A 22,196-nucleotide genomic window follows, 5' to 3' on the forward strand; every position below is an offset into this window, starting at 1 on the left:
GCTATTCCTCCTTTTGACCTTTCAGGAAATAGATCGTATCCAGGGAAAATGCCGAAGCCGCCTGCTTCACATCGTCCACTGCAATGCCCTCGACCTGCTTCAGCAGCTCATCCGGCGTACGTTCCCGTCCCGACAGCGTGCGGTTAAAATCATACGCAATCATCTCGAAGGCCGAATCCTGCATTTCTTTGATCACGTTGCGGATCATGGCTTTCGTCTGGGTCATTTCGATGTCCGAGATGGCACCCTTGGCCATGTCATCGAGCTGTTGGCGAATGATGTCGACCGCCTTCTCGAAATTTTGAACCTCGATCCCGGACTGGATGGTAGCAATCCCTTTATGACCGTCATATCGGGAGGAAGCGTAATACGCCAGGCTTTCCTTCTCCCTCACGTTAACAAACAGCTTCGAATGCGGATACCCTCCCAAAATCCCGTTATACAGGAGCGCAGCGGCATATTCATCATCTCCGTACGTAATCGTGCTTCGAAGGCCCATGTTGAGTTTGCCTTGATTGATGTCCAGCTTCTCCACGACCGTCTGCGTCTCGTTAGCGGCCCTCCGCGTGATAGAAGGAACATAATCCCTGCTTTCCGTCCGATTCAGTTTAAAATGCTCCTCGACGAGCGTCTTCACCTCATCCAGACTCGTATCGCCAACCACGTACAAATCCAAAACGGACTCTTGGAGCCATTTCTGATAAGATTCATACAAGCCCTCCGGCGTGATGCCGTCAAGGTCCTTCCGCTCTCCGAGCGGATGCAATCGGTACGGCTCGTTCTTGCACATAACCTCAATGCAGCGCTCGGCGGCATAACGGATCTTATCGTTTACGATAGACTCCAGCTTCTTGCGGACCGTGTCGCGCTCGGTCTGCACGTAAGATTTGCGGAATGCGCCATTCTCCAGCACAGGCTGGGTGAATGCCTCGCCCAGAAAAGCAAATGAGGAGCGGAGCAGGCTCTCAGGGCTCTTAACAAAAGAGTCATTGATCGTGTCCATGCGGAAGTGCACGATCTGATAATCGCCGCGCTTATACACGTCAAAGCCAAACCCGGCGCCGTACAGCTGCTCCAGCTGCTCGCGGAATGCTCTGGTTTCCGGGTAAGAAACCGTCCCTCTGCGCAGTACAAAAGGCGTAAGCGCGGTCGAGGTTACGGTTTCCTCCGCTAACGGGCTTCCGGCGTAAAGCGATATCGCAAATGTCTTGAATCGGTTTGTCGGCAACACGTGAATCCGTATCCCTCCGGCAGTACCGTGTTCAAATTCCGTTTTCGTCAAGGTCCATATCCCCTTACATCATGGATTGTCGTTGCCATAATTTACTTCATAGATAACTTACATTCTAACCCATCGCAAAGTGAAGAAGCAACCGAAGACAGGCCCCGGTTGCCGTTGGTTGAGCTACATACAGAAGATATGTTGACCGATGGTTTTGACTTGAGGACGCGTCCAAATCCATGGCGAGGTGGCTGTTTTCGGATTGAAGTAGTACAAGCATCCTCCTGTAGGATCCCAGCCGTTCAGCGCCTGCTCCACCGCTTTTCGAGCCTGGGCGTTCGGCTCCAGCCATATTTGGCCGTCAGCGACCGCGGTAAATGCTCTCGGCTCGAATATAACCCCATGCGGCGTGTTCGGGAAGCTTGGCGATTTCACCCGGTTGAGAATAACGGCCGCTACGGCGACCTGTCCTTCAAACGGCTCTCCGCGCGCTTCGCCGTAAACGGCATTCGCCATGATTCTCAAATCATTGTCGGACAGGCCCATAGTATTCGATGAGGCTAAGTTGTTATTTCCTTGATTAGTACCGCCGCCGTTTCCGCCAGCACCGGCCGCTGCACCTCCGCCTTCATGAAGCTTCGGAGCGGTCGGACGGAAATCCTTGGTGGCGTTATACAGTTTCAGTTTGACCTTCGGCCCCACGATGCCGTCCACCTTCATGCCGAACTCGGATTGGAACCACTTGACGGCGCCTTGGGTCTTGGAACCGAACACGCTGTCGATTTTGCCGTGATAAAAGCCTAGGTGCTTCAGTCGCCCTTGCAGCTCATACACGTCTTCGCCGGTGGAACCGAATTTGATGGTCTGCTGGCTAAAGGTCGGCAAAGCTTCCTGTAGAATCGAACTGTGATCCGCTTTCAGCCTTCCCTGGGCGAAGACGACGGCAGATAACAGTATCGCAATGCTGATCAGAATCCAGATTCTTGAGTTTTTCATGCTGCGCTCTACCTTTCTCTTGTGGTTTAACAAGCCTCGCTACCGTTATTATGACAAGCCTGCCAATATCCTATGCACCTATTCCCTGAGGACTGCATGAGCGCAGAAGTTCCTATAAGCGCAAAGAGAGCTGCTCCTATGAGGGAACAGCTCCTTAAATGTTCTGTATCAGTTGCAGCGTTCAAACACGCTTTCATCCGTCGCTTCTGCCTAGCTCTACGCACGCCATGACCAACGCTCCGACGCCATGAAGGTCATTTTCGCATTGCTGCCTTTCCACATAATGCTTGTAATCGCCTACCCCCGTGCCGATGCAGATGTGGGGCATGACCAAATGTCCCTTGTCATTGCGATATACGCATTGGACCAGGCCTTGATATCCCTGTCTCGCATACGTCATAAAAGAAGGATCCAGATAACCCAGACGGACTCCTTTTGCCAAGGTATAGGTGAAAAGACTGGAGCAGGAGGTTTCGAGCCAATTGTCCTCCCGCCCCCCTTTGTCCACAACCTGATGCCACAGACCGGTAGCCGGATCCTGATAACGCACCAGCGCTTCGCTTAATTCGCGTAGCGCGGCAGCCAGCTCTTCCCTCGCCGAATGATGCTCAGGCAGTAAATCGAGGAACTCGACAAGCGACAGCGCATACCAGCCTATGGCGCGTCCCCAAAATTCCGGAGACTGCCCGCTGACCGGATCCGCCCAGGGCATCGTTCGGCTCTCGTCCCAAGCATGATAATACAAACCGGTAGCCTCATCCTTGGTATGGGAGCGCATCAGCTTCTCCTGGAACAATACCTCGTCAAATAAATGCGGCTCGTTATACTGCCTCGCATAGTTCATCGTAAATACGCCGCCCATATACAGTCCGTCCAGCCACATCTGGTATGGATACCGGTCCTTATGCCAATAGCCGCCTTCGGTGGTCCGGTTCAGCGTTGACAGCAAGCGGAGCAGTTTATCTGCTGCGGCCCTGTAGCGGTATTCGGGAAACACAGCATCCAATTCCATCAGGAGCAGGCCCGCTTGAACGGAATCCAGCTCCCCCCGCTCCAGCAGCAGGTTGCCGTTAGCGTCCACCAGATGATCAACATAGCCTTTGATATAATTCAAAAACTTGGCGTCCCCGTTAAATTTCCACAATTGAGACAACCCAACCAAAAATACGCCCTGATGGTAATGCCACCTGCCTGCAGGCGGAAGCTGCTCGGGCGAATACGTTTCCATGATCGATTGGCACGCCATGGCGGCGAGTTCTATTGGTGACAAAGCGGACTGTGCCTGCTGCTGTACGGGATTGGACATACGTGCTCCTCCTCTTTCTAATCAATTACTAAAAAGCGATTGAATTTATAGAATAACGCCATCCTTGAAAATGGATATTTCCCGGAAGCCGTTCCGTTCATTTTGCGTCTTCTCAACGCCTGAGGCCAAATGAACGATGACCTCCAAGAGTTCCGCATGAAGCTCATCCATGCTTTTGCCCTCCAGCAGAGCTCCCGCATTATAATCGATCCAATGCTTTTTACGTTTGGCCAGCTCGGAATTGGTCGCGATTTTGACGGTTGGTACAGGCCCCCCAAACGGCGTCCCCCTTCCGGTCGTGAACAGCACGAGGTGGGCGCCGGCTGCAGCGAGTGCCGTAACCGATACGAGGTCATTGCCCGGCCCCTCGATCAGGTTCAGTCCCGGCTTCGAAGTTCTTACGCCGTAACGGAGCACATCGGATACGGTTGCAGTCCCCCCTTTTTGGGTGCATCCCAGCGATTTCTCCTCTAAGGTCGTGATGCCGCCGTCTTTATTCCCGGGAGACGGATTTTCATAGATTTCCTGTCCATGCGAGACGAAATATTGTTTAAAGTTGTTGATGAGCAAGGTGATATCCTGGAACACCTGCTCGTCGGCAGCCCGATCCATCAGGATCGTTTCGGCTCCGAACATCTCCGGCACCTCCGTTAGAAGAGCGGTGCCTCCATAGGCGGTAATCGTATCCGCGATGCGGCCCGCCAGCGGATTGGCCGTAATGCCCGAGAGGCCGTCCGACCCGCCGCATTTCAGCCCGATCTTCAGTTTGGAGAGAGGAACCTCCGTTCTTTTGAATGTCTCCGCATATTCCACGAGCTCGGATATAAGGGACAACCCTTCCTCCAATTCGTCCTCCATGTCCTGGGCACGCATATATTTGATCCTATTCCCGTCCTGCTCCCCGATCATGGCCTGCATTTGATCGATCTGATTGTTCTCGCAGCCGAGCCCGATAATGAGCACGCCTGCGGCATTGCCATGCCGAGCCAGGGAGGATAATAGGCGCTGGGTATGGCTCAGATCATCTCCGAGCTGCGAGCAGCCGTAAGGATGCGGAAAATGATAAATCCCATCAATCCCTCTCCCTTGAAACTGCTGACCTGCCATTCGTGCCAGCAGCTCGCAGGTTTTATTAATGCAGCCGACGGTGTTGATGATCCAGATTTCGTTGCGGATTCCAACCTCGCCGTTCGGTCTGACATATCCTTGGAACGTTGACGAGCCGTGGCTGGCAGCTGAAGGCTCAAGCCCTTGATTCGCGTTTGGCTTATACTGATACTCCACTTCACCGGAGAGACCTGTTTTCAAATTGTGGGTATGAATCCAGGTCCCCGGCAAAATGGCTTCCTTCGCCAGACCGATCGAATAACCGAATTTGAAAACATGGCTACCCGCCTCAATCCACCGCAGAGCCACCTTATGACCCTTCGGGACGTCCTCCGTTAATTCGATGGCATGCTCCTTCCCGTTCAAGATCCCGATGGCATGTTCTCCTGCCGACAAAGGACGAAGCGCAATGCCGACATCATCCTTGCTGTGAAGTATGACGATGTCACTCATGTGTTGTTCAGCTCCATTTCTTCGATATAACTGCTAACCGTTTCATGAAGAGCGGGAATTCGGTTCAGATCCTCGCCCCATATCCTCTGGTTACCAAGAATGGAGGCCACAAGCTGACGTATAGTCCACTCCCCGCCGTCTACCTTTTGCCAAGCTTGCTGCAGTGTCATCAGGTTATCCGGATCATCTCTTAACGGCAGCCGTTCACCATCAAGTCGCGTGCCGTACCATTGCCCCTCTTTTGTGCCGATATGATACAGACGGATCAAGGAAGCCAATCCAATAGTAATGGTGCTTGGCAGCTCATTATGCATTCTGATATATTCCTTTAAGCTCGGCAGAACCCGAACCCTAAATTTGGACATGCTGTTCATGGCGATGTCCTGCAGCCTGTGCCGAATGAAGGGGTTGCCGAACCGCTCCCACACGGTTGCGGCATATGCTGCAACCTCTTCCGGCGGGAGGGGCACCCCCGGGACGATCTCCTCGAGCATCGCGTTTCGGATGCGGTCACCCCATTCAGGACTTTCCGTCATCTCCTTCACTTCGTTCAAGCCATGGAGCAGGCCTATCGAAGCCATAAGGGTATGCGTTCCATTCAAGATCCTTACTTTTCTAACCTGATACGGAGTCAGATCGAATACCCAGCTTACCTGAAGGCCCGCCGACCGTAGAGGCAGTCTGGACTCCAGTGACGGATCGCCCTCAATCGCCCAGAAATAATAGGGCTCGGCCGTGTTGAGCAATCGATCCTGATGACCCCATTTGTTAAAATAACGCTCCGCTTCTTCCGGATAACCGGTTACGATCCGGTCTACAAGCGAGTTCAGGAACAGATTATGCTCCGCCACCCAGCTCTGAAAGGCGGGCGAAAGCCCCCAATCCTGGGCATGCCGCAAAACAATGGATCGCAAGATATCCCCGTTTCGTTCCAGAAGCTCGCAGGGCAATATCATCAAGCCCCTGTCCGGAGAGCCCTCATAATGCTTATAACGCCGATACAGCAGCATGGTCAGCTTGCCGGGATACGACAACACCGGTTCGTCCGGATTCCATTCACTGCGCTGATAATCGAGGCCCGCCTCGGTGGTATTGGAAACGATGATATCCAGGGAATCCAACTCGGCGATCCTTAAGAAGTTCTCCCATTCCGCATAGGGATCCACGATCTTCGAGAACACCGGAATCCACTGCTCCTCCTCAACTTTTCGTCCATCCTGCAGACCTCGGGTCAGCAGGCCGTATATCCCTTCCTGTTCCCGCAGCTGCTCCAGCTTGGGCCTTCCGCCGGGTCTTGGCTGACTGACCGCGACGCTCCCTTGAAACAGCCCCTGCCGGTTGCATTCATAGATCATCCAATCGAAAAAGCCCCTGAGAAAATTACCTTCGCCGATTTGCAGCACCTTCACGGGGAAGTTCAACATCTCCGAGTCCTGGCATATATCCTGCTGCTGGAGAAACTCCCGTCCGACCAACTTCAACGATCCGCTTCGGTCCGTGCTCGTACCCATGGTTTATCTCCCTTCCGTTTGGCCAAACCGGAAATAACGCTCGGCGTTGTTGTAACAGATATCTTCCACGATGCCTCCGAGCCACGGAAGATCATCCGGCGCTTCGCCCCGCGTAACCCACTCGCCGAGAAGATTGCAAAGAATACGGCGGAAATACTCATGCCGGGTGAAAGACAAAAAACTTCTGGAATCGGTCAGCATCCCGACGAATCGGCTCAACAGGCCCATATTGCCGAGTTTGCTCATCTGCTCGACCATGCCGTCTTTGGTGTCGTTGAACCACCACGCCGAGCCGAACTGGATTTTGCCCGGAATGCCGTCTCCTTGAAAACTCCCGATCAGTGCTGCAAGGATATCGTTATCGCTGGGGTTGAGCGAATAGAGTATCGTTCTCGGAAGCGCCGACTCTTGATCGAGCCGATCCATCAGCTTAACGAGCGGTACGGCGATCGGACTATCGTGAATCGAATCATAACCGGTATCCGGACCCAATCGTCGGAACATCCTTGTGTTGTTGTTGCGTTGGGCATTGATATGGAACTGCATGACCCAGCCGAGCCTGGCGTAGACACGGCCGAGATGAAGCAGCGTACGCGTCTTGAACTGTTCCTCTTCTTCCCGGGAAACCCTCTCCCCTTGAAGCGCTTTCAAGAAAATGTCGCCCGCCTGCGCCTCGCTGACCTCTCGATAAGGCACGTAATCCAGCGCATGATCGGATACCCTGCCGCCAACCGAATGGAAAAATTCCGCCCGCTGCTCCAGCGCTGCCAGAAATGCCGGATAATCCGCTATCTCGATCCGGCTTCGCTCGGCGAGCAACTTCACCCAAGGAACGAACGTCTCCCGGTTGATCTCCAGCCCCTTGTCCGGACGGAACGACGGGAGCATCTGAAATCCGGCATCGCCTTCCTCTGCCAGCTTGATATGATATTCCAGGCTATCCGCCGGGTCATCCGTCGTACACACGACCTTCACGTTGCTTGACGTAATCAACCCCCTGGTCGTGAAATCATGTTCCTGTAGACGCTTGTTTGCCGCCTCCCAAATTCGCGGAGCAGTCTTTTCCTGAATGATATCCGATATGCCGAACAGCCTTTGCAGCTCCAAATGCGACCAATGGAATAAGGGGTTGCCAATCGTCATCGGCACGGTGCGGGTCCAAGCCAAGAAGCGGTCATAATCGTTCACGCCCGGCCCTCCCGTGATGTAGGCCTCTTCCACGCCTGCAGCACGCATCGCCCGCCATTTATAGTGGTCACCGTTGATCCAGGCTTCCGTTAAGTTCTCGAACCGGTGATTGTCAACGATCATTTGCGGACTCAAATGACAGTGGTAGTCGATGATTGGCATGGCTTTAGCATAATCGTGGTATAAGATGCGAGCAGTCTCGTTATGAAGCAAAAAATGTTCATCCATAAAAGGTCTCATGATTTCACCGTCCGTTTCTGTAGATTATCTACTATGTTACGGCATCATCAGTTGGATTTCTTCACGTTTATTGCGAATATAGAGGATTATTCAACATATCTTGCTTTGTTTTGCAAGAAGAAGTTGATACAATATAGCTGTATATATTGAAAAAGCTCCAAGATGTTATGATCTGAACGAAGCGGGGGCGATTGTCATATCCAGCGAAACCCATACCGTATCCTACGGAGAAGAAGAAGGCGAATTTTACTATCATCGCATTCACCGCACAAAGCCCTTTGAACGGAATAACCATTATCACGGAACTTACGAAATCTACTATTTGGTTTCGGGAGAACGCCATTATTTTATCAAAGAGAAGCTGTACTCCATACGGGCGGGGGACCTGATTCTCATCAATAAATTCGATGTCCATAAAACCTCGGGCCATGGAGACCCGGAGCATGAGCGTATCGTCATTAATTTCAGCGATTCCTTTCTCGGCAAAGGCCATCCCTTGCTGGCATCGGGATTGCTCGGCATGTTTAACCAGGATCGGCCGCTGCTGCGTTTAACCGTGCCGGAGCAGGCCATCATCATGCAAATTCTGAATAAAATGGCCGATGAGATCCGGGAACGCTCCGCTTCGTATGAGCATATGCTGCAGGTGCTGCTTACGGAGTTATTAATCAAAACCTATCGATTAACCCATTCCGCCTCGCTGCCTGCCAACGTCTCCATGAATCCGCTCCATCAGAAAATCACGGACGTGGTGAAGTTTATTCACGTCCACTACGCAGACAAAATCACGCTGCAGGGATTATCCGAAACCTTCTACATCAGTCCGTTCTACCTGTCCCGGATCTTCAAAGAAATTACGGGCTTTACGATCATTAACTACCTCAACCTCACCCGGATTCGCGAGGCGCAGCGCCTTCTGACGGATACGGATCTAAAAATCGTGGACATCGCCGAATCGATCGGCTTCGAAAGCCTCACCCATTTTGACCGGACCTTCAAAAAAATCGTGAACATGACGGCAAGCCAATATCGCAAAATCAACAGCGTCCCCTGAACATGCAAAAAAGGAAGCGAGCCACCAGGAGTCCAGGTTTGTTCGCTTCCTTTTTTAGTTGGTGATCATACAATGAGTCGCTTAGCTGATTCGATTCTGCTGCTGCTGATATTGCTCGATGGACATCAGCACTTCCCGCGGCTTGCTGCCCTCATAAGGACCGATCACTCCGCGCGCTTCCATGGAATCGATGAGGCGGGCGGCACGGGTGTACCCTACACGCATTCTCCGCTGCAGCAGCGATACGGATGCCTGCTTAGCTTCCAATACGATGGTCACCGCCTGTTCATACAACTCATCCAATTCTTCTTCGTCCGCGCCTGCAGATTCCTCTATTTCAGGCACCAACGACTCGTCATACTCCGCTTGTCCTTGATCCCGGACGAAATCCACGATGTTCTCGACCTCATGATCACTCATAAAGGCTCCCTGAACGCGGATTGGCTTGGAGGAGCCCATCGGCATAAACAGCATGTCCCCGCGGCCAAGCAGCTTCTCGGCGCCCGCCATATCCAGAATGGTTCGGGAATCGACCTGCGAAGACACGCCAAAGGCAATACGCGACGGGATGTTCGCTTTAATGACCCCGGTGATAACGTCGACCGACGGACGCTGCGTCGCGATAATCAGATGGATTCCGGCTGCACGCGCCATCTGGGCCAATCGAGTAATCGCATCCTCCACGTCGTTGGCCGCAACCATCATCAAATCGGCCAACTCGTCCACGATGACAACGATATACGGCAATACCGCAGGCAGATTATCCTTCATCAGATTGTTGTAGCCCTCAATATTCCGCGTTCCCGACTTGGAGAACAGCTCATACCGCTTCTCCATCTCCACGACGATTTTCTTAAGCGCTAAGGAGGCCCGCTTCGGGTCGGTTACCACCGGCGCCATCAAATGCGGAATCCCGTTATAGACATTGAGTTCGACCATCTTCGGATCGACCATCAGGAACTTAACCTCATCCGGCTTCGCTTTATACAGGATGCTGGTAATAATGCCGTTGATGCATACGGATTTACCGGAACCCGTGGCGCCTGCAACTAGGAGATGGGGCATCCGTGCCAAATTACCGACAATCGTCTGGCCCGAAATATCGCGGCCGAACGCGATCGACAGCTTCGATTCCGCGTCCTGGAACGTCGGCGTTTCCATAACCTCACGCATGGTGACGAGCGAAACTTCATTGTTCGGCACTTCGATCCCGATGGCGGACTTGCCTGGAATCGGCGCCTCCATCCGAATATCCTTGGCCGCAAGCGCGAGTGCGATATCATCGGTCAGATTCACGATCCGGCTGACCTTGACGCCGATGTCCGGCTGAATTTCATAGCGGGTTACCGACGGACCCCGGACAACCTCCAGAACCTTGGCCCGAACGCCAAAGCTTTCCAGCGTGGCCTCCAGCTTTCGCGCTGTCTGCATGTAATCGTTCTGGTCTCCGCCTTTGCCGCCGTTGTTCGGTTTGGACAGCAGCCGGAACGGAGGCAGCTTGTACGGCTTGGGCGGCGGAGCCGGAGGCGCTGCCGCTGCCGATCCTTCTTGCCCACCAGTATCCGCCATAACAGCTGAATTGGTCTCGCCGTTCAGCGTCTCCGGGTCAACCATGGCATCCGAACTTGATGCCGCGTTCCCCGAAGGGTCCTCATGTGCCGGAGGCATCACCGCTTCGTGATCGTCTTGATCGTCATCCAATCGTCCTTCTTGCTTCACCTGCTCGAAGAAATCGCGAATAATCGGCGAAGAAGGCACAGGATCCGGTGCAGAAAATGCAGCATCCGTCCCCTCTTCCGTTTGATCCGCTCGGCTGAACAGGACGACCTCGCCCTCATCATGCTCACCATGTCCGTTGCCAACCGTAAATACCGGAGCCGACTCATCCATAACATCCTCTGCCTCTTCTGCGGCTTCGTTCCGCTTGTTGCCCTTGGAACCAAACAGTTGGAAGAATTGCGGCGCTTTACGCTTCGGCAGCCGCATGCCTTCCATATCGTCGAGGTCATCGTCTTCATCCAGATCCTCCGGCAGCTGTATGCGTTGCTCCTTGGCGCTTGCCTTCGCCGCCGCCTTTGATTTCGTCTGCTGGCTGTTCATTTTCTTTTGGATTCGTTCCCCGGCTTTCACAACCCTGACGCGGAACATCCGCATTAAATCGACATAGGACAGATTCGTAATCAGCATGAAGCTGATAAACAGCTTGACAATCACAATCAACTTTGCCCCGATGCTGCCGAACAGCATCAACAAGAGGGCAAACTGCAAGGCTCCAACATAACCCCCGCTGATATCCCGGCCCATGACGGGATGACGTCCGTCATCCGCCCCGGCATGAAGGAGCTCGCCCTGCAAATCACTATGTATCTGGCTCATCGCACTCGATGCATTCAATTGTCCGATCGGAGCCAATTTGGACTCCAGACCCGCAATACTGCTCATTAAGGTGAGCGATAATACCAGGAGAAGGACACCGGTACGCCTGCTGTTCCACCGTTTGGGCCATTTTCGGTGAATCATCACCATTAACCCGTAATAAATGCCGATTAGGGGGATGATAAAATAATACTTACCCAGCAGATATCCCGACATCTTGGACAGGGAACGCCCCACCGGTGCTTCTCCGGATAACGCGATGACCGAGAGTGTCATCAATACAATTCCATAAATTTCATATTTCAATACGGCTGCAAAGGCTGCCTTCTTCTTTCTTTTCCGCTTTGCCAAATGTGTCACCCCCGAATCCATATTATAGCATAATATTCGGTGGCGTACCTATGTTCTGTTTTCAGCCTTTAGCCTCATTTTCGACGGTCGGAATATAGCGAATCATGGTCCCTGGCGCGTAGCGCGGGTTCAAGTAATCATGAAGCCCGCAATCCAATAAACGAACGATTTTCGCCTGTTCTTCCGTTACAGGCTTCACTTCCATCAAAATGCCATCGACTCGAACTTCCCTGGACATGACCTCCTGCTCCACTTGAAGCAGCCCGGTCGTCGGATCCAAGGGCATGACGCTGTACCAAGTCATTGCGTAATCCCCCCGGGCTGAATCGTTTTACGCTCGGCGATCATGCTGTTCAGTCGGCTTAATGCCTGTCCGATTCCACCCACTTCGTTCATTAAGCCATACTTTACGGCGTCTGCACCCGAAACTGCAGTACCGATATCCCTGTTCAATTCGCCGGTCTTGAACATCAGATCCTTGAACTGTTCCTCCGTGATCCCCGAGTGGCTCGTCACAAAGCGCACGACGCGTTCCTGCATTTTCTCCATGTATTCGAAGGTTTGCGGCACGCCAATGACTAACCCGCTCATGCGAATCGGGTGAATCGTCATCGTTGCGCTCTCTGCGATAATCGAATGGTCTGCGGCAACAGCGATAGGCACGCCGATGCTATGACCCCCTCCTATGACAACCGTTACCGTCGGTTTGCTGAGCGATGCAATCATTTCGGCAATGGCAAGCCCTGCTTCCACATCGCCGCCAACGGTATTCAAAATGATCAAGAGTCCCTCGATTCGCGGATTTTGCTCGGCTGCCACTAGCTGTGGAATCATATGCTCGTATTTGGTCGTTTTATTTTGCGGCGGCAGCACGAGATGACCCTCGATTTGCCCAATAATCGTCATGCAAAAGACGTTGGATTCTCCGCCGGTCGGAAGCCCCGTCTGTCCCAGCTGCTGAATGGTTTCCGTCACGGCCGCTTTCTTGCCTTCCTCGGTCGGAACGACCGGAGGCGCCTCCGTCTCGCCGGTCCACCCCGCTTTTCTGTTTCCCGTCATCCGTTGATCGTTGTCCATCGCGCATCCCTGCCTTTTATTCTTAATGTCTAGCTGCTGCAACAAACACATAGCTAACCCTTAGTATGGCAAATGACGCGGCTTTTTTATGCTTGTGCAGAACATTCGGCATTAGGCCTTGCTCATAACAAACAAAAAACTCCTGCCGAACCAATCGGGAGAAGTTTCAATGATTTCCATATAAATAGCCCCTTTTTCGCGGAAACCGTCCAATTATTACCTGCGAAAAAGGGGCGACTGTGTGCCTGATTTATTGTATTGTCTCGTATCAGACTTCCATGATGATCGGCAAGATCATCGGTCTGCGACGTGTTTGTTCATACAAGAAGCGTCCCAAAGCGTCTTTCACGCTGGTCTTCAGTGACGCCCATTCATTCACGTTTTCGCTCATCAGCTTCTGAAGCGTGCTGGAAACGATACGGTTGGCTTCATCCAGAAGCCCTTCGGATTCTCGTACGTATACGAATCCACGGGAAATAATATCGGGACCGGAAACGATGGAGCCGTTTTGTTTGCTCAACGTAACGACAACGACCAGAATTCCGTCCTGGGACAGAAGCTTGCGGTCGCGCAGTACGATGTTCCCTACGTCCCCGACGCCAAGTCCGTCAATCAGCACATTGCCGGCGGTCACTTTGCCGGCTTTGCGGGCCGAGCCGCCTTGAATCTCCACAATTTCTCCGATATCGGTAATAAAGATGTTGTCCGGATCCACGCCAACGGATTCCGCAAGCAGGGCATGACGGCGCTGCATCCGGTACTCGCCATGGACAGGGATGAAAAATTGCGGTTTCATCAGATTCAGCATCAGCTTAAGCTCTTCCTGGCTGCCGTGACCCGACACGTGGACGCCCGAATTGGATCCGCTGTAAATGACGTCTGCTCCAAGACGGAACAACTCATCGATCGTACGACCCACGTACTTCTCATTTCCTGGTACTGGAGTCGCGGCGATGATGACCGTATCTCCCGGCAGAATGTCCACCTTGCGGTGAGTGGAACGTGCCATGCGCGTGAGCGCTGACATCGGTTCTCCCTGACTGCCCGTACACAATACGACAACGCGGTCCGCTGCCATTTTATTTACCTCTTCGGGTTCGATCAGCATGCCGTCCGGAATGTGCAGGTATCCAAGCTCTGCGGCAATGGATACAACGTTAACCATGCTTCTCCCGATTACCGTGATTTTGCGTCCGGTGGACTCGGCTGCGTTGACAACCTGTTGTATGCGGTGCACGTTCGATGCAAACGTTGCAACTACAACCCGCTGCTCGGCTTTGCGGAAGATGTCTTCCAGCACGATGCCTACGTTTTTCTCGGAAGGCGTAAAGCCGGGGCGCTCTGCGTTTGTACTGTCCGACAGAAGTGCCAATACTCCCTTGCTTCCGATCTCAGCCATACGCTGCAGATCCGCATACTGGTCATTGACCGGAGTATGGTCAAATTTAAAGTCCCCCGTGTGCACCACATTGCCTTCCGGCGTTTCGATACAGATCCCCACGGAATCCGGAATGCTGTGATTGGTTTTGAAGAAGGTCGCTTTCAATGTGTTTCCGAGTTGAACTTCCGAATCCGCATGGATCAGAATCCGTTTCGTCTCACCAAGCAAATTCGCTTCTCTGAGCTTGTTTTCCACCAATCCGAGCGTCAATTTCGTTCCGTATACAGGAACGTTCAAGTGTTTCAATACGTAAGGGAGGCCGCCGATATGGTCCTCGTGACCGTGAGTCAGCAAAATCCCTCTCACTTTGTCGCGATTTTCCGTTAAATAGCTAATATCAGGAATAACAATATCAATCCCAAGCATATCTTCTTCTGGGAACTTCAATCCCGCATCCACGACAACGATGTCGCCTGCATACTGGATGACATACATGTTCTTCCCGATTTCACCGACGCCGCCCAAGGCAAAAATCGATAGTTTATCGCTGCTTATTTTCTTAGACAAATGTATCTAACCCTCCTATAGTTTTGGACGTCGTACCATTGTTATATTAAATTTCAAAAAAATACCGCACCCAGTCACTTGAATTCATTATACATGATGAAAAAGTGAAAACACAAGTCAGCCACCTTCGTGAGCCATAGGATGCCCAGAATCAAAAGGGTTTAAAACGAAGAAAGCCACCGCCTTCGATGAAGGCAGTGGCCCTGAAAATAGCTAAGCGGCAGCTTACAAGGAAGACAGCATATTACGGATAAAAGCAGCCTCGTTCTCGCTTGGAGCAACGAGCGGCAGGCGAACCCCGCCGACTTGATAGCCGCGTTCGTTCAAAGCGAATTTTACCGCCGCAGGATTCGGAAGCGGGTCAGGACATTCAAAGAGGCCTTTGAACAGCGGGAATAAGGATTGATGAAGCTTGGCAGCTTCCTTCACGTTCCCCTCCACGTAGGCTTCGATCATGTCCTTCATGCGGGCACCTGCAATATGGCTGGCCACGCTTACGATTCCATAAGCACCCACCGACAATGCAGGCAATGCCGCGGAATCGTCGCCGGAATATACAATGAATCCTTCGGGAGCACCTGCGGCAATGCCGGTAACCTGGTCAATCGAAGCGCATTCCTTGGTCGCAACGATGTTCGGAATTTGTGCCAGCCTTAACGTGGTGGACGTGCTTAGGCTGATGCCCGTTCTTCCAGGCACATTATACAGCATGACGGGCAAGGAGGTTGCCTCGGCAATCGCCTTAAAATGCTGGTAGAGTCCTTCCTGGTTCGGCTTGTTGTAGTAGGGTGCAACAAGCAAAATGCCGTCGACGCCGCAGCTTTCGGCTTTTTTCGTCAATTCTGCGGAATGTGACGTATTGTTGCTGCCGGTGCCCGCGATGATCTTGCTCCGTCCGCCCGCCTGTTTCACAGCGAACTTAAACAATTCAAGCTTTTCGTCTTCGCTAAGCGTTGGCGATTCGCCGGTCGTTCCAGCAATGACCAGGGAATCCGACTTCTGTTCCACAATCAGGTGCTCAATCAATCTCGCAGTCTCGTCCCAATTGATCTGGCCGTTCTGATCAAAAGGGGTTACCATAGCCGTAATCAGTCTTCCGAAATCCACAATGATTCCTCCTTAAAGCATTCCCGCGCGGGAATGCTTCCTTCGTAAGTAATCTTATCTATATTATTTCCTATCAAACGCTTTAAGGGAATATCCGTCTTTAGTAACTTTATCGGTGAAGCTCAAATTTATGATGAAGTGCGCGCAGCGCTTGAGCCATATCCTCTTTTTTAACCAGTACCCATATCGTCGTATTCGAATCCGCGGATTGCAGAATCGGAATGTCGTGCTCGCTCAAGGATTCCACGATTTTGGCCATGATGCCCGGAACGCCGTTGATGCCGCCGCCAATGACGGACACTTTGGCACAGCCGGATAAGCTTTTCGGTTTAAGGTCCAGGCTCTGTAGCACTTCGATCGCCTTCTCCGAATCGCTGTCAAACACCGTATAAAGCACTCCGGTAGGGGTAACATTAATAAAGTCCACGCTGATGGAATGCTCGGCCATCGATTTAAATACCTTCAGTTGAAGACCTTCCGTGCGATCGCATTCCACCGAGATTTGCGTTATGTTGCTTACATAGGCAACTCCCGTCACAAAGCGGTCCACGATTCCGGATTGAATATCTCTGAAGCCTTCAGGCTGGGTTACCAGCGTGCCCTCATTATCCGAGAAGGTCGACCGCACTCTGACCGGAATTTGGGATTGCATGGCAATCTCAACCGCTCTAGGATGAATGACCTTTGCCCCTTGATGAGCCATGTTGCAAATCTCCGTGTAACTTACGTAACTAAGCGGCTTCGCATCCTCGACGATGCGGGGATCCGCCGTTAGAATGCCGTTGACATCCGTGTAGATATCTACCATTTCAGCGCGAAGCGCGGCACCGAGCGCTGTAGCCGAAGTATCGCTTCCGCCTCTGCCCAGCGTGGTAAAGTCGCCGGAATCGGTCTGCCCCTGGAAGCCGGTTACGATGACAACCTGATGACTCTCCAACTCTTTCAAAACCCGTTCAGGTTTTACGTCCTTGATACGTGCATTTCCGAAGTGATCGTCTGTGAGAAATCCGGCTTGTGCACCCGTCAGCACCGTTGCGGTTATGCCCTCATGCTGAAGGAGACTGCACAGCGTTGAAGCCGAGATAATTTCACCGCAGCAGAGCAGCAGATCCCGTTCTCTGTCTGGAAGCGCGTTTCCGTTATGCCCGATCCAGTCCAGGAGCGTGTCTGTCGCATAAGGCTCCCCTCTGCGTCCCATAGCCGATACGACCACGACCAATTGGTAGTGATTGGCCAGTTCACGCTGGATGTGCCCAATAACATGGGTTCTTGCTTGCGGTGTAGACAATGAGGTGCCGCCGAATTTTTGAACTAAGATGCGCATAAAATATTCCTCCGTTTATATATGCCCAGGAGACGTAAATTGCGGGCCGACCGACTGAAACGGCCGGCTATTAAGCCTGGCCGTTCCGTTGTTGATGATGATTTCTGCGATTTGCACAGCATTTCCATGCTGCACCCTTCAGAAGAGATCTAGCGATGAACTCCAGATCATAGTCCTTCTTGAATTCAACGTACATGGATTTCGAATGCCCGTTAACGACCGGGATGCGTACACTAGCAGCCGTCACTTCAATGGATTCGTCGCCCATCATTTTTTTGGTCTCGCGGACCATCTTCATTTCTTCCAGGGTATAACCGTTCTCTGTAATTTTATCGAGAATATTCAACGATCATCGGCTGGAGCTGTTTCCCTTCCAATGCCGCATAACAAGCTTCCGGAATCAGATTCATTTTGGCGACAAGCGAGTTCGGTTTCTGCTGCGGATTATCCTGTCCGTAAGGGACGAAATATATGTTTTTGGTAACCAGCAGCTTCGCGATATTGGCCGCATTCAGCCCAAGGCCGTCATTCGTTGAGATCGCCAGCACCAGCGGTCTGCAATTTCTCATCTGCGCCTTGGCTGCCATTAAGACAGGACTGTCAGTCATCGCATTGGCCAGCTTGCTGGTCGTGTTTCCCGTGCAAGGGGCGATAACCAGGACGTCAAGCAGCTTGGATGGGCCCAGCGGTTCCGCCTCCACAATTGTAGAAATAATATCATTCCCGGTTATATCTTTCAACTGTTTCTGCCAATTTTCCGATGTGCCGAATCGGGTATCGGTCGTCATGATGGTGCTCGATACAATCGGCACCACATTCGCTCCCCCGTCTTTGAATCGCTGGATCTGCGGCATCACTTCTTCGAGTGTGCAGTGCGATCCTGTCAGGGCATAACCCACTGTAATTTCATTCCAATTCATTTACGCATCCCCCCGAATCTTGATTTCTTCAGAAATCAGCTCCACCAGCGTGTTGGCCATGATGATGCCGGCTGTTTTTGGAGCCACGATTCCGGGTAGTCCGGGTGCGAGCATGGCTTTGATACCCCGTTTCTCGGCATAGCGAAAATCGCATCCGCCGGGTGCGGAGGCAAGGTCAATAATGACAGCCTCCCGAGGCATTTTCGAGATGATTTGTGCTGTGACTATCATAGTTGGAATCGTGTTAAAAAGCAAGTCAATATCCGACACATAAGAACCCAGATCCCTTACCAGGAAGGGCTTCCAGCCCATTTCCTCAGCTCTTGCGTAGTGCTCCGATTTACGTACCCCCATCCGAATTTTGGCACCCAGTCCCTGCAGGCTGCGAGCCATTGTAAATCCGGTCCGTCCCATGCCGAGCACCATGCTTGTAGATCCGTGGATCGTAAAATCCGTGTTTTGGATCGCCATCATGAGTGCGCCTTCGGCGGTCGGAATGGAATTATAAATAGCCACATCGTCCCTCTCCAATATCTCTACCAGCTTGATCTTATATTTGTCACATAGCGAGCGCAAATAGGGTTTCGCCATGCCTGTATAGATCACTCCATGTCCGGGCATCGCCGCGATATGTTCTTCCTGCAGTCGCAGCGGCCCTTCCGAGAATAGCGCGCTGACACGTCCCTCATCATCACATCCCACTACAGGCAGGATCAGAGCATCGGCGTCCGATAACAGCTCTGGCGTAAGCGGCTCGCGAGTCACTCCCTGAAAAGAATCCTGCAGTTTCTCAAACCCGGCGATCATGACGGAGGCATCCATCTCAGCGCATTTGCGAATCACTTCAATTTGCCTTGCGTCTCCTCCAACAAAGACGGTTCGGACTCCAGTCAGCATGGAAGGCCTCGCTCCTTTCTTCAAACCAACGTATAAAGCATCTTATGCTGCCGCCTATGGGGAGGTGAGCGCATTTCCCTTAAACTACCGCCTTAACGCAGTAAATAACGTTAGGAGAGATAAGTCCGGCTCCATGTCCATCCTGCTTCAAGACCAACGAAAAAAAACACCGCTCCGTTTCAACCGGAGCGGTGTTCATGCTGATATCATGATCCTGATGATACCCTTAAGCTTCCATGGTATGGTTTATTTGCCGGTATGACCGAATCCGCCCGCCCCGCGTACCGTATCGGACAGTTCGTCAACTTCCGTAAATTCTACGGCAGGCACGGATTTGAACACCATTTGGGCAATCCGCTCATTACGCTCAATCGCAAAAGGCTCCTGTCCCAAATTGACAAGCAGCACCTTGACTTCCCCGCGATAATCGGCGTCAATCGTACCCGGAGCATTCAGGCAAGTAATGCCATGTTTATAGGCAAGACCACTGCGCGGACGGATTTGCGCCTCAAGCTCGGCCGGCATGGCAATCGCAAAACCGGTCGGGATTAATTTGCGTTCACCCGGGTTTAGCACCACCGGCTCTTGAACGGCAGCGTGCAGGTCGAAACCCGCGGCCAGCTCGGACATTTTCACCGGAAGTTTCACATCTTCATTTCCTGGCAATCTATTGATTTGAACGTAGTGCAACAAATTCATTCCTCCTAAGTACATTCAGTGCTTTATCTGAAGTTCCTACCATCGCTAGTGCATATGGAGTCCCAAACATACGGTCAAGAACCGCATTGACATCCTTCATGTCGACCTGTTCGATCCGTTTAATGATCTCGTCCAGACTGAAATGGCGGCCCAGCATCAATTCGTTCTTGCCCAAGCGATTCATGCGGCTGCTCGTGCTCTCCAGACTTAGGATGAGACTGCCCTTCAATTGTTCCTTTCCTTTGCGCAGCTCTTCCTCCGTCATCCCGTTCTGTGCCAAATCATGAAGCATTTCCGTGGTCAGCTGAAGCACTTCTTTTGTCTGTTTGGGCGCTGTGCCTGCATAGATGGTAAACATGCCGTTATCCGCGTGGGAACTGTGGTATGAATATACCGAGTACGCCAGCCCGCGCTTCTCCCGAATTTCCTGAAACAAGCGTGAGCTCATGCCGCCGCCAATAGCGTTATTCAGCAGAACCATCGCATACTGAAGCTCGTCGCCGATCGAGCAGCCGGGAAACGACATGCAGATATGATTCTGCTCCGTTTTCTTCTTGCGGAACTGCACGCCGTCCAAAAAGGCCGGTACCGCCAGCGGCTCCGACGTTCCATGGTTGGCAAAGCCGCCAAAATGGCGCTCCAATAACGCAATCACTTCATCATTGATGTTGCCGGCGAGGGCAATCACCGTGTTCTCAATGGTATAGTGCCGGTCCATGTAGGATCTCAGCGCTTGCGAATCCATCGACTCCAGCCGCTCCTTCGTGCCGAGAATCGGATAAGCAAGCGGGTGGTCACCGTACACCGACAACGACATCAGATCATGAACCAGATCATCCGGCGTATCTTCATACATCGCAATCTCTTCAAGAATGACATTCTTCTCCTTGGCTAACTCGCCCGCATCCAGCTTCGAATTGAAGAACATGTCGGACAGCACGTCAACGGCAATCGGAAAATGCTCATCCAGCACCTTGGCATAATAACACGTATACTCCTTGGACGTAAAAGCGTTGACGTTTCCGCCGATGGCATCAAATTCTTCAGCAATGGCACGGGCGTCAAAGCGCTCCGTCCCTTTGAACATCATATGCTCTATAAAATGCGTAATCCCGTTGATGTCTTCCGATTCATTGCGGGATCCGGTTTTCACCCAAATGCCGAATGAGACCGAACGACTTGTCGGGATTTGCTCCATAACCACTCTCAGGCCGTTAGACAATTGTATTTTTTTCACGAATAGGCCCCCCTAACTGTTCCATCAAAGGCTCACTTCGGCTGACAATCAGCCTCATGCCATCCATTCATTCTATCAAACTTTACCATGCGGCTCAACTTCCCTTTGGCATGATTCGCTCCGGTGAAAGCGTCTGGCTGACGGTCCCGATCTCCAGTCCCTTGGCCCGTATTCCGTCAATCATTCCTTTTAATGCTTGGGAAGAGGAGTCCGTTGGATGCATCAATATCAAAAATCCCGGCTCCACCTTCGACGTAATTTTCTGAACGACGGCATCCGGCGCCGGATGCTTCCAGTCGACCGTGTCAAGCGTCCACAGCACCGTCTTCAATCCTCTTGCATGCGCGATGGATACGGTCTGCTGATTGAAATCGCCGGAAGGCGGTGCAAACCACTTATTTACTACCCCCAGGCTTTCTTTAAGCAGATCCTGCGTCTTTGCGATTTCCATCTCCGCCCGTTCCCTGCTGAGACGGCTCATGTTCGGATGCGTAAAGGCATGATTCTCCACCTCATGGCCTCGTTTCACGATCTCGGCGGCCAGCTCCGGGTTTTTCTTCAGCCAGCTGCCATCCAGGAAGAACGTAGTTTTCACCTTCTCCGCATCGAGCGTATTCAGCATCGGCACCAGAAATTCATTCCCCCACGCCACGTTAATCATCATCGATACCATCGGCTTGTTGGGGTTCCCTCGATAGATCGGTTGTTCCCCCAGATCATCGAGCGTGACTTTAGCCGGTATCTGCCGGTAAACGTAGGGAATGGCATCGCCGGCTTTACGTTTCTTCGACGATGCTGCTTGATATGTAGCTTCGATATCGACTTCGAGTCCATTGTATCCGGGAATCGCTTTCCACACCGAGTCCACCCTGGCATCCACCGGCTCGATACGCGATTTAGCCGCAGCGGCTTCAATTTGACCCAATAAATCCAGATCCACTGCCGTCTCTGAACCACTGACGAGATGCGCCTCCGGTTTGTTCTCCAGCCCCGATACGTATTTCCAAGCCCCGCTGAACACAGCAACAGCCGACACCATTGCGGCACCGGTCAGCAGCACGGCCATCTTTTTTCCATTCATGGGCATATCCATCCTCCCTAGAGAAGCTTTGTCCCATTTTATGTGCGATCTGACGGAAATATGTACCGAAACATAAGGCCTTAAGCCGTGTAAGCCTGACCC

18 protein-coding genes and 1 pseudogene are annotated in these 22,196 nt (G+C 52.2%); 1 reads left to right on the forward strand and 18 read right to left on the reverse strand.

Annotation, left to right across the window (positions count from 1 at the left end):
- Position 1 precedes the first annotated feature (1 nt).
- The 6 genes from yfmF to uxaC all read right to left on the reverse strand — a co-directional run bounded on the left by yfmF (position 2) and on the right by uxaC (position 8,023).
- Positions 2-1,282: an EF-P 5-aminopentanol modification-associated protein YfmF gene (gene yfmF / locus RB297_RS09105; RefSeq protein ID WP_096774486.1), complete on the reverse strand. Its 1,281-nt coding sequence runs from the start codon at positions 1,280-1,282 to the stop codon at positions 2-4.
- Positions 1,283-1,405: 123 nt separating this feature from the next.
- On the reverse strand, positions 1,406-2,218 hold the full coding sequence (gene sleB, locus RB297_RS09110) for a spore cortex-lytic enzyme (RefSeq protein WP_096774487.1): 813 nt from the start codon (positions 2,216-2,218) through the stop codon (positions 1,406-1,408).
- 193 nt (positions 2,219-2,411) lie between these two features.
- Positions 2,412-3,524, reverse strand: coding sequence for a glycoside hydrolase family 88/105 protein (locus RB297_RS09115; RefSeq protein WP_375120298.1), 1,113 nt, complete (start codon positions 3,522-3,524; stop codon positions 2,412-2,414).
- Between the two features lie 45 nt (positions 3,525-3,569).
- Positions 3,570-5,084 carry a UxaA family hydrolase gene (locus tag RB297_RS09120; RefSeq protein WP_375120299.1) on the reverse strand — a complete coding sequence of 505 codons (1,515 nt, stop codon included), beginning with the start codon at positions 5,082-5,084 and terminating at the stop codon, positions 3,570-3,572.
- Positions 5,081-6,595, reverse strand: coding sequence for a tagaturonate reductase (locus RB297_RS09125; protein ID WP_375120300.1), 1,515 nt, complete (start codon positions 6,593-6,595; stop codon positions 5,081-5,083). Before RB297_RS09125 ends, RB297_RS09120 begins: the two co-directional genes overlap by 4 nt.
- A gap of 3 nt (positions 6,596-6,598) precedes the next feature.
- Positions 6,599-8,023, reverse strand: a complete 1,425-nt coding sequence (gene uxaC / locus RB297_RS09130) for a glucuronate isomerase (RefSeq protein WP_375120301.1) — start codon at positions 8,021-8,023, stop codon at positions 6,599-6,601.
- 190 nt (positions 8,024-8,213) lie between these two features.
- Between uxaC and RB297_RS09135 the strand changes: the two genes are divergently transcribed.
- Positions 8,214-9,077: a helix-turn-helix transcriptional regulator gene (locus tag RB297_RS09135; RefSeq protein WP_375120587.1), complete on the forward strand. Its 864-nt coding sequence runs from the start codon at positions 8,214-8,216 to the stop codon at positions 9,075-9,077.
- 81 nt (positions 9,078-9,158) lie between these two features.
- Here RB297_RS09135 and RB297_RS09140 read toward each other — a convergent pair whose 3' ends face one another.
- The 12 genes and pseudogenes from RB297_RS09140 to RB297_RS09195 all read right to left on the reverse strand — a co-directional run bounded on the left by RB297_RS09140 (position 9,159) and on the right by RB297_RS09195 (position 22,100).
- Complete coding sequence (locus RB297_RS09140; RefSeq protein ID WP_375120302.1) at positions 9,159-11,825, reverse strand: FtsK/SpoIIIE family DNA translocase; 2,667 nt, start codon at positions 11,823-11,825, stop codon at positions 9,159-9,161.
- Positions 11,826-11,865: 40 nt separating this feature from the next.
- The gene (locus RB297_RS09145) at positions 11,866-12,108 is read right to left on the reverse strand and encodes a YlzJ-like family protein (protein ID WP_009594714.1); all 243 of its coding nucleotides are present in this window, start codon (positions 12,106-12,108) and stop codon (positions 11,866-11,868) included.
- Positions 12,105-12,881, reverse strand: a complete 777-nt coding sequence (locus RB297_RS09150) for a ClpP family protease (RefSeq protein ID WP_090908232.1) — start codon at positions 12,879-12,881, stop codon at positions 12,105-12,107. The genes RB297_RS09145 and RB297_RS09150 overlap by 4 nt, the downstream gene beginning before the upstream one ends.
- 268 nt (positions 12,882-13,149) lie before the next feature.
- Entirely contained in the window at positions 13,150-14,829 is a 1,680-nt protein-coding gene (locus tag RB297_RS09155; protein WP_009594732.1) for a ribonuclease J, read from the reverse strand.
- A 225-nt stretch (positions 14,830-15,054) separates the two neighbouring features.
- Positions 15,055-15,936, reverse strand: a complete 882-nt coding sequence (gene dapA / locus RB297_RS09160) for a 4-hydroxy-tetrahydrodipicolinate synthase (RefSeq protein WP_096774494.1) — start codon at positions 15,934-15,936, stop codon at positions 15,055-15,057.
- A gap of 109 nt (positions 15,937-16,045) precedes the next feature.
- On the reverse strand, positions 16,046-17,260 hold the full coding sequence (gene dapG, locus RB297_RS09165; protein ID WP_015736294.1) for an aspartate kinase: 1,215 nt from the start codon (positions 17,258-17,260) through the stop codon (positions 16,046-16,048).
- A 130-nt stretch (positions 17,261-17,390) separates the two neighbouring features.
- Positions 17,391-17,597: pseudogene (locus RB297_RS09170) on the reverse strand (Asd/ArgC dimerization domain-containing protein); the annotation flags it as partial.
- Entirely contained in the window at positions 17,590-18,180 is a 591-nt protein-coding gene (locus RB297_RS09175) for a dipicolinate synthase subunit B (RefSeq protein WP_375120303.1), read from the reverse strand. The pseudogene RB297_RS09170 and the gene RB297_RS09175, both read right to left, overlap by 8 nt.
- A complete protein-coding gene (gene dpsA / locus RB297_RS09180) occupies positions 18,181-19,077 on the reverse strand; it encodes a dipicolinate synthase subunit DpsA (protein ID WP_015736295.1) in 897 nt (298 codons plus the stop codon).
- 246 nt (positions 19,078-19,323) lie between these two features.
- Entirely contained in the window at positions 19,324-19,770 is a 447-nt protein-coding gene (gene dut / locus RB297_RS09185) for a dUTP diphosphatase (protein WP_015736296.1), read from the reverse strand.
- Positions 19,745-21,013 (reverse strand): M16 family metallopeptidase, encoded by a 1,269-nt coding sequence (locus RB297_RS09190; protein WP_009594719.1) that lies wholly within the window; start codon positions 21,011-21,013, stop codon positions 19,745-19,747. The genes dut and RB297_RS09190 overlap by 26 nt, the downstream gene beginning before the upstream one ends.
- Positions 21,014-21,107: 94 nt before the next feature.
- Positions 21,108-22,100, reverse strand: a complete 993-nt coding sequence (locus RB297_RS09195; protein ID WP_015736298.1) for a polysaccharide deacetylase family protein — start codon at positions 22,098-22,100, stop codon at positions 21,108-21,110.
- Between the last annotated feature and the right edge of the window lie 96 nt (positions 22,101-22,196).

Source organism: Paenibacillus sp. CR_12 (assembly GCF_041953985.1).
GTDB classification, from domain to species: Bacteria; Bacillota; Bacilli; order Paenibacillales; family Paenibacillaceae; genus Paenibacillus_AQ; species Paenibacillus_AQ lautus_A.

Coding starts and splice junctions, on each gene's coding strand:
- sleB (WP_096774487.1), bottom strand. CDS start 2,218: ATGAAAAACTCAAGAATCTGGATTCTGATCAGCATTGCGATACTGTTA.
- RB297_RS09115 (WP_375120298.1), bottom strand. CDS start 3,524: ATGTCCAATCCCGTACAGCAGCAGGCACAGTCCGCTTTGTCACCAATA.
- RB297_RS09120 (WP_375120299.1), bottom strand. CDS start 5,084: ATGAGTGACATCGTCATACTTCACAGCAAGGATGATGTCGGCATTGCG.
- RB297_RS09125 (WP_375120300.1), bottom strand. CDS start 6,595: ATGGGTACGAGCACGGACCGAAGCGGATCGTTGAAGTTGGTCGGACGG.
- uxaC (WP_375120301.1), bottom strand. CDS start 8,023: ATGAGACCTTTTATGGATGAACATTTTTTGCTTCATAACGAGACTGCT.
- RB297_RS09140 (WP_375120302.1), bottom strand. CDS start 11,825: ATGGATTCGGGGGTGACACATTTGGCAAAGCGGAAAAGAAAGAAGAAG.
- RB297_RS09145 (WP_009594714.1), bottom strand. CDS start 12,108: ATGACTTGGTACAGCGTCATGCCCTTGGATCCGACGACCGGGCTGCTT.
- RB297_RS09150 (WP_090908232.1), bottom strand. CDS start 12,881: ATGGACAACGATCAACGGATGACGGGAAACAGAAAAGCGGGGTGGACC.
- dapG (WP_015736294.1), bottom strand. CDS start 17,260: ATGCGCATCTTAGTTCAAAAATTCGGCGGCACCTCATTGTCTACACCG.
- RB297_RS09175 (WP_375120303.1), bottom strand. CDS start 18,180: ATGAATTGGAATGAAATTACAGTGGGTTATGCCCTGACAGGATCGCAC.
- dpsA (WP_015736295.1), bottom strand. CDS start 19,077: ATGCTGACTGGAGTCCGAACCGTCTTTGTTGGAGGAGACGCAAGGCAA.
- RB297_RS09195 (WP_015736298.1), bottom strand. CDS start 22,100: ATGCCCATGAATGGAAAAAAGATGGCCGTGCTGCTGACCGGTGCCGCA.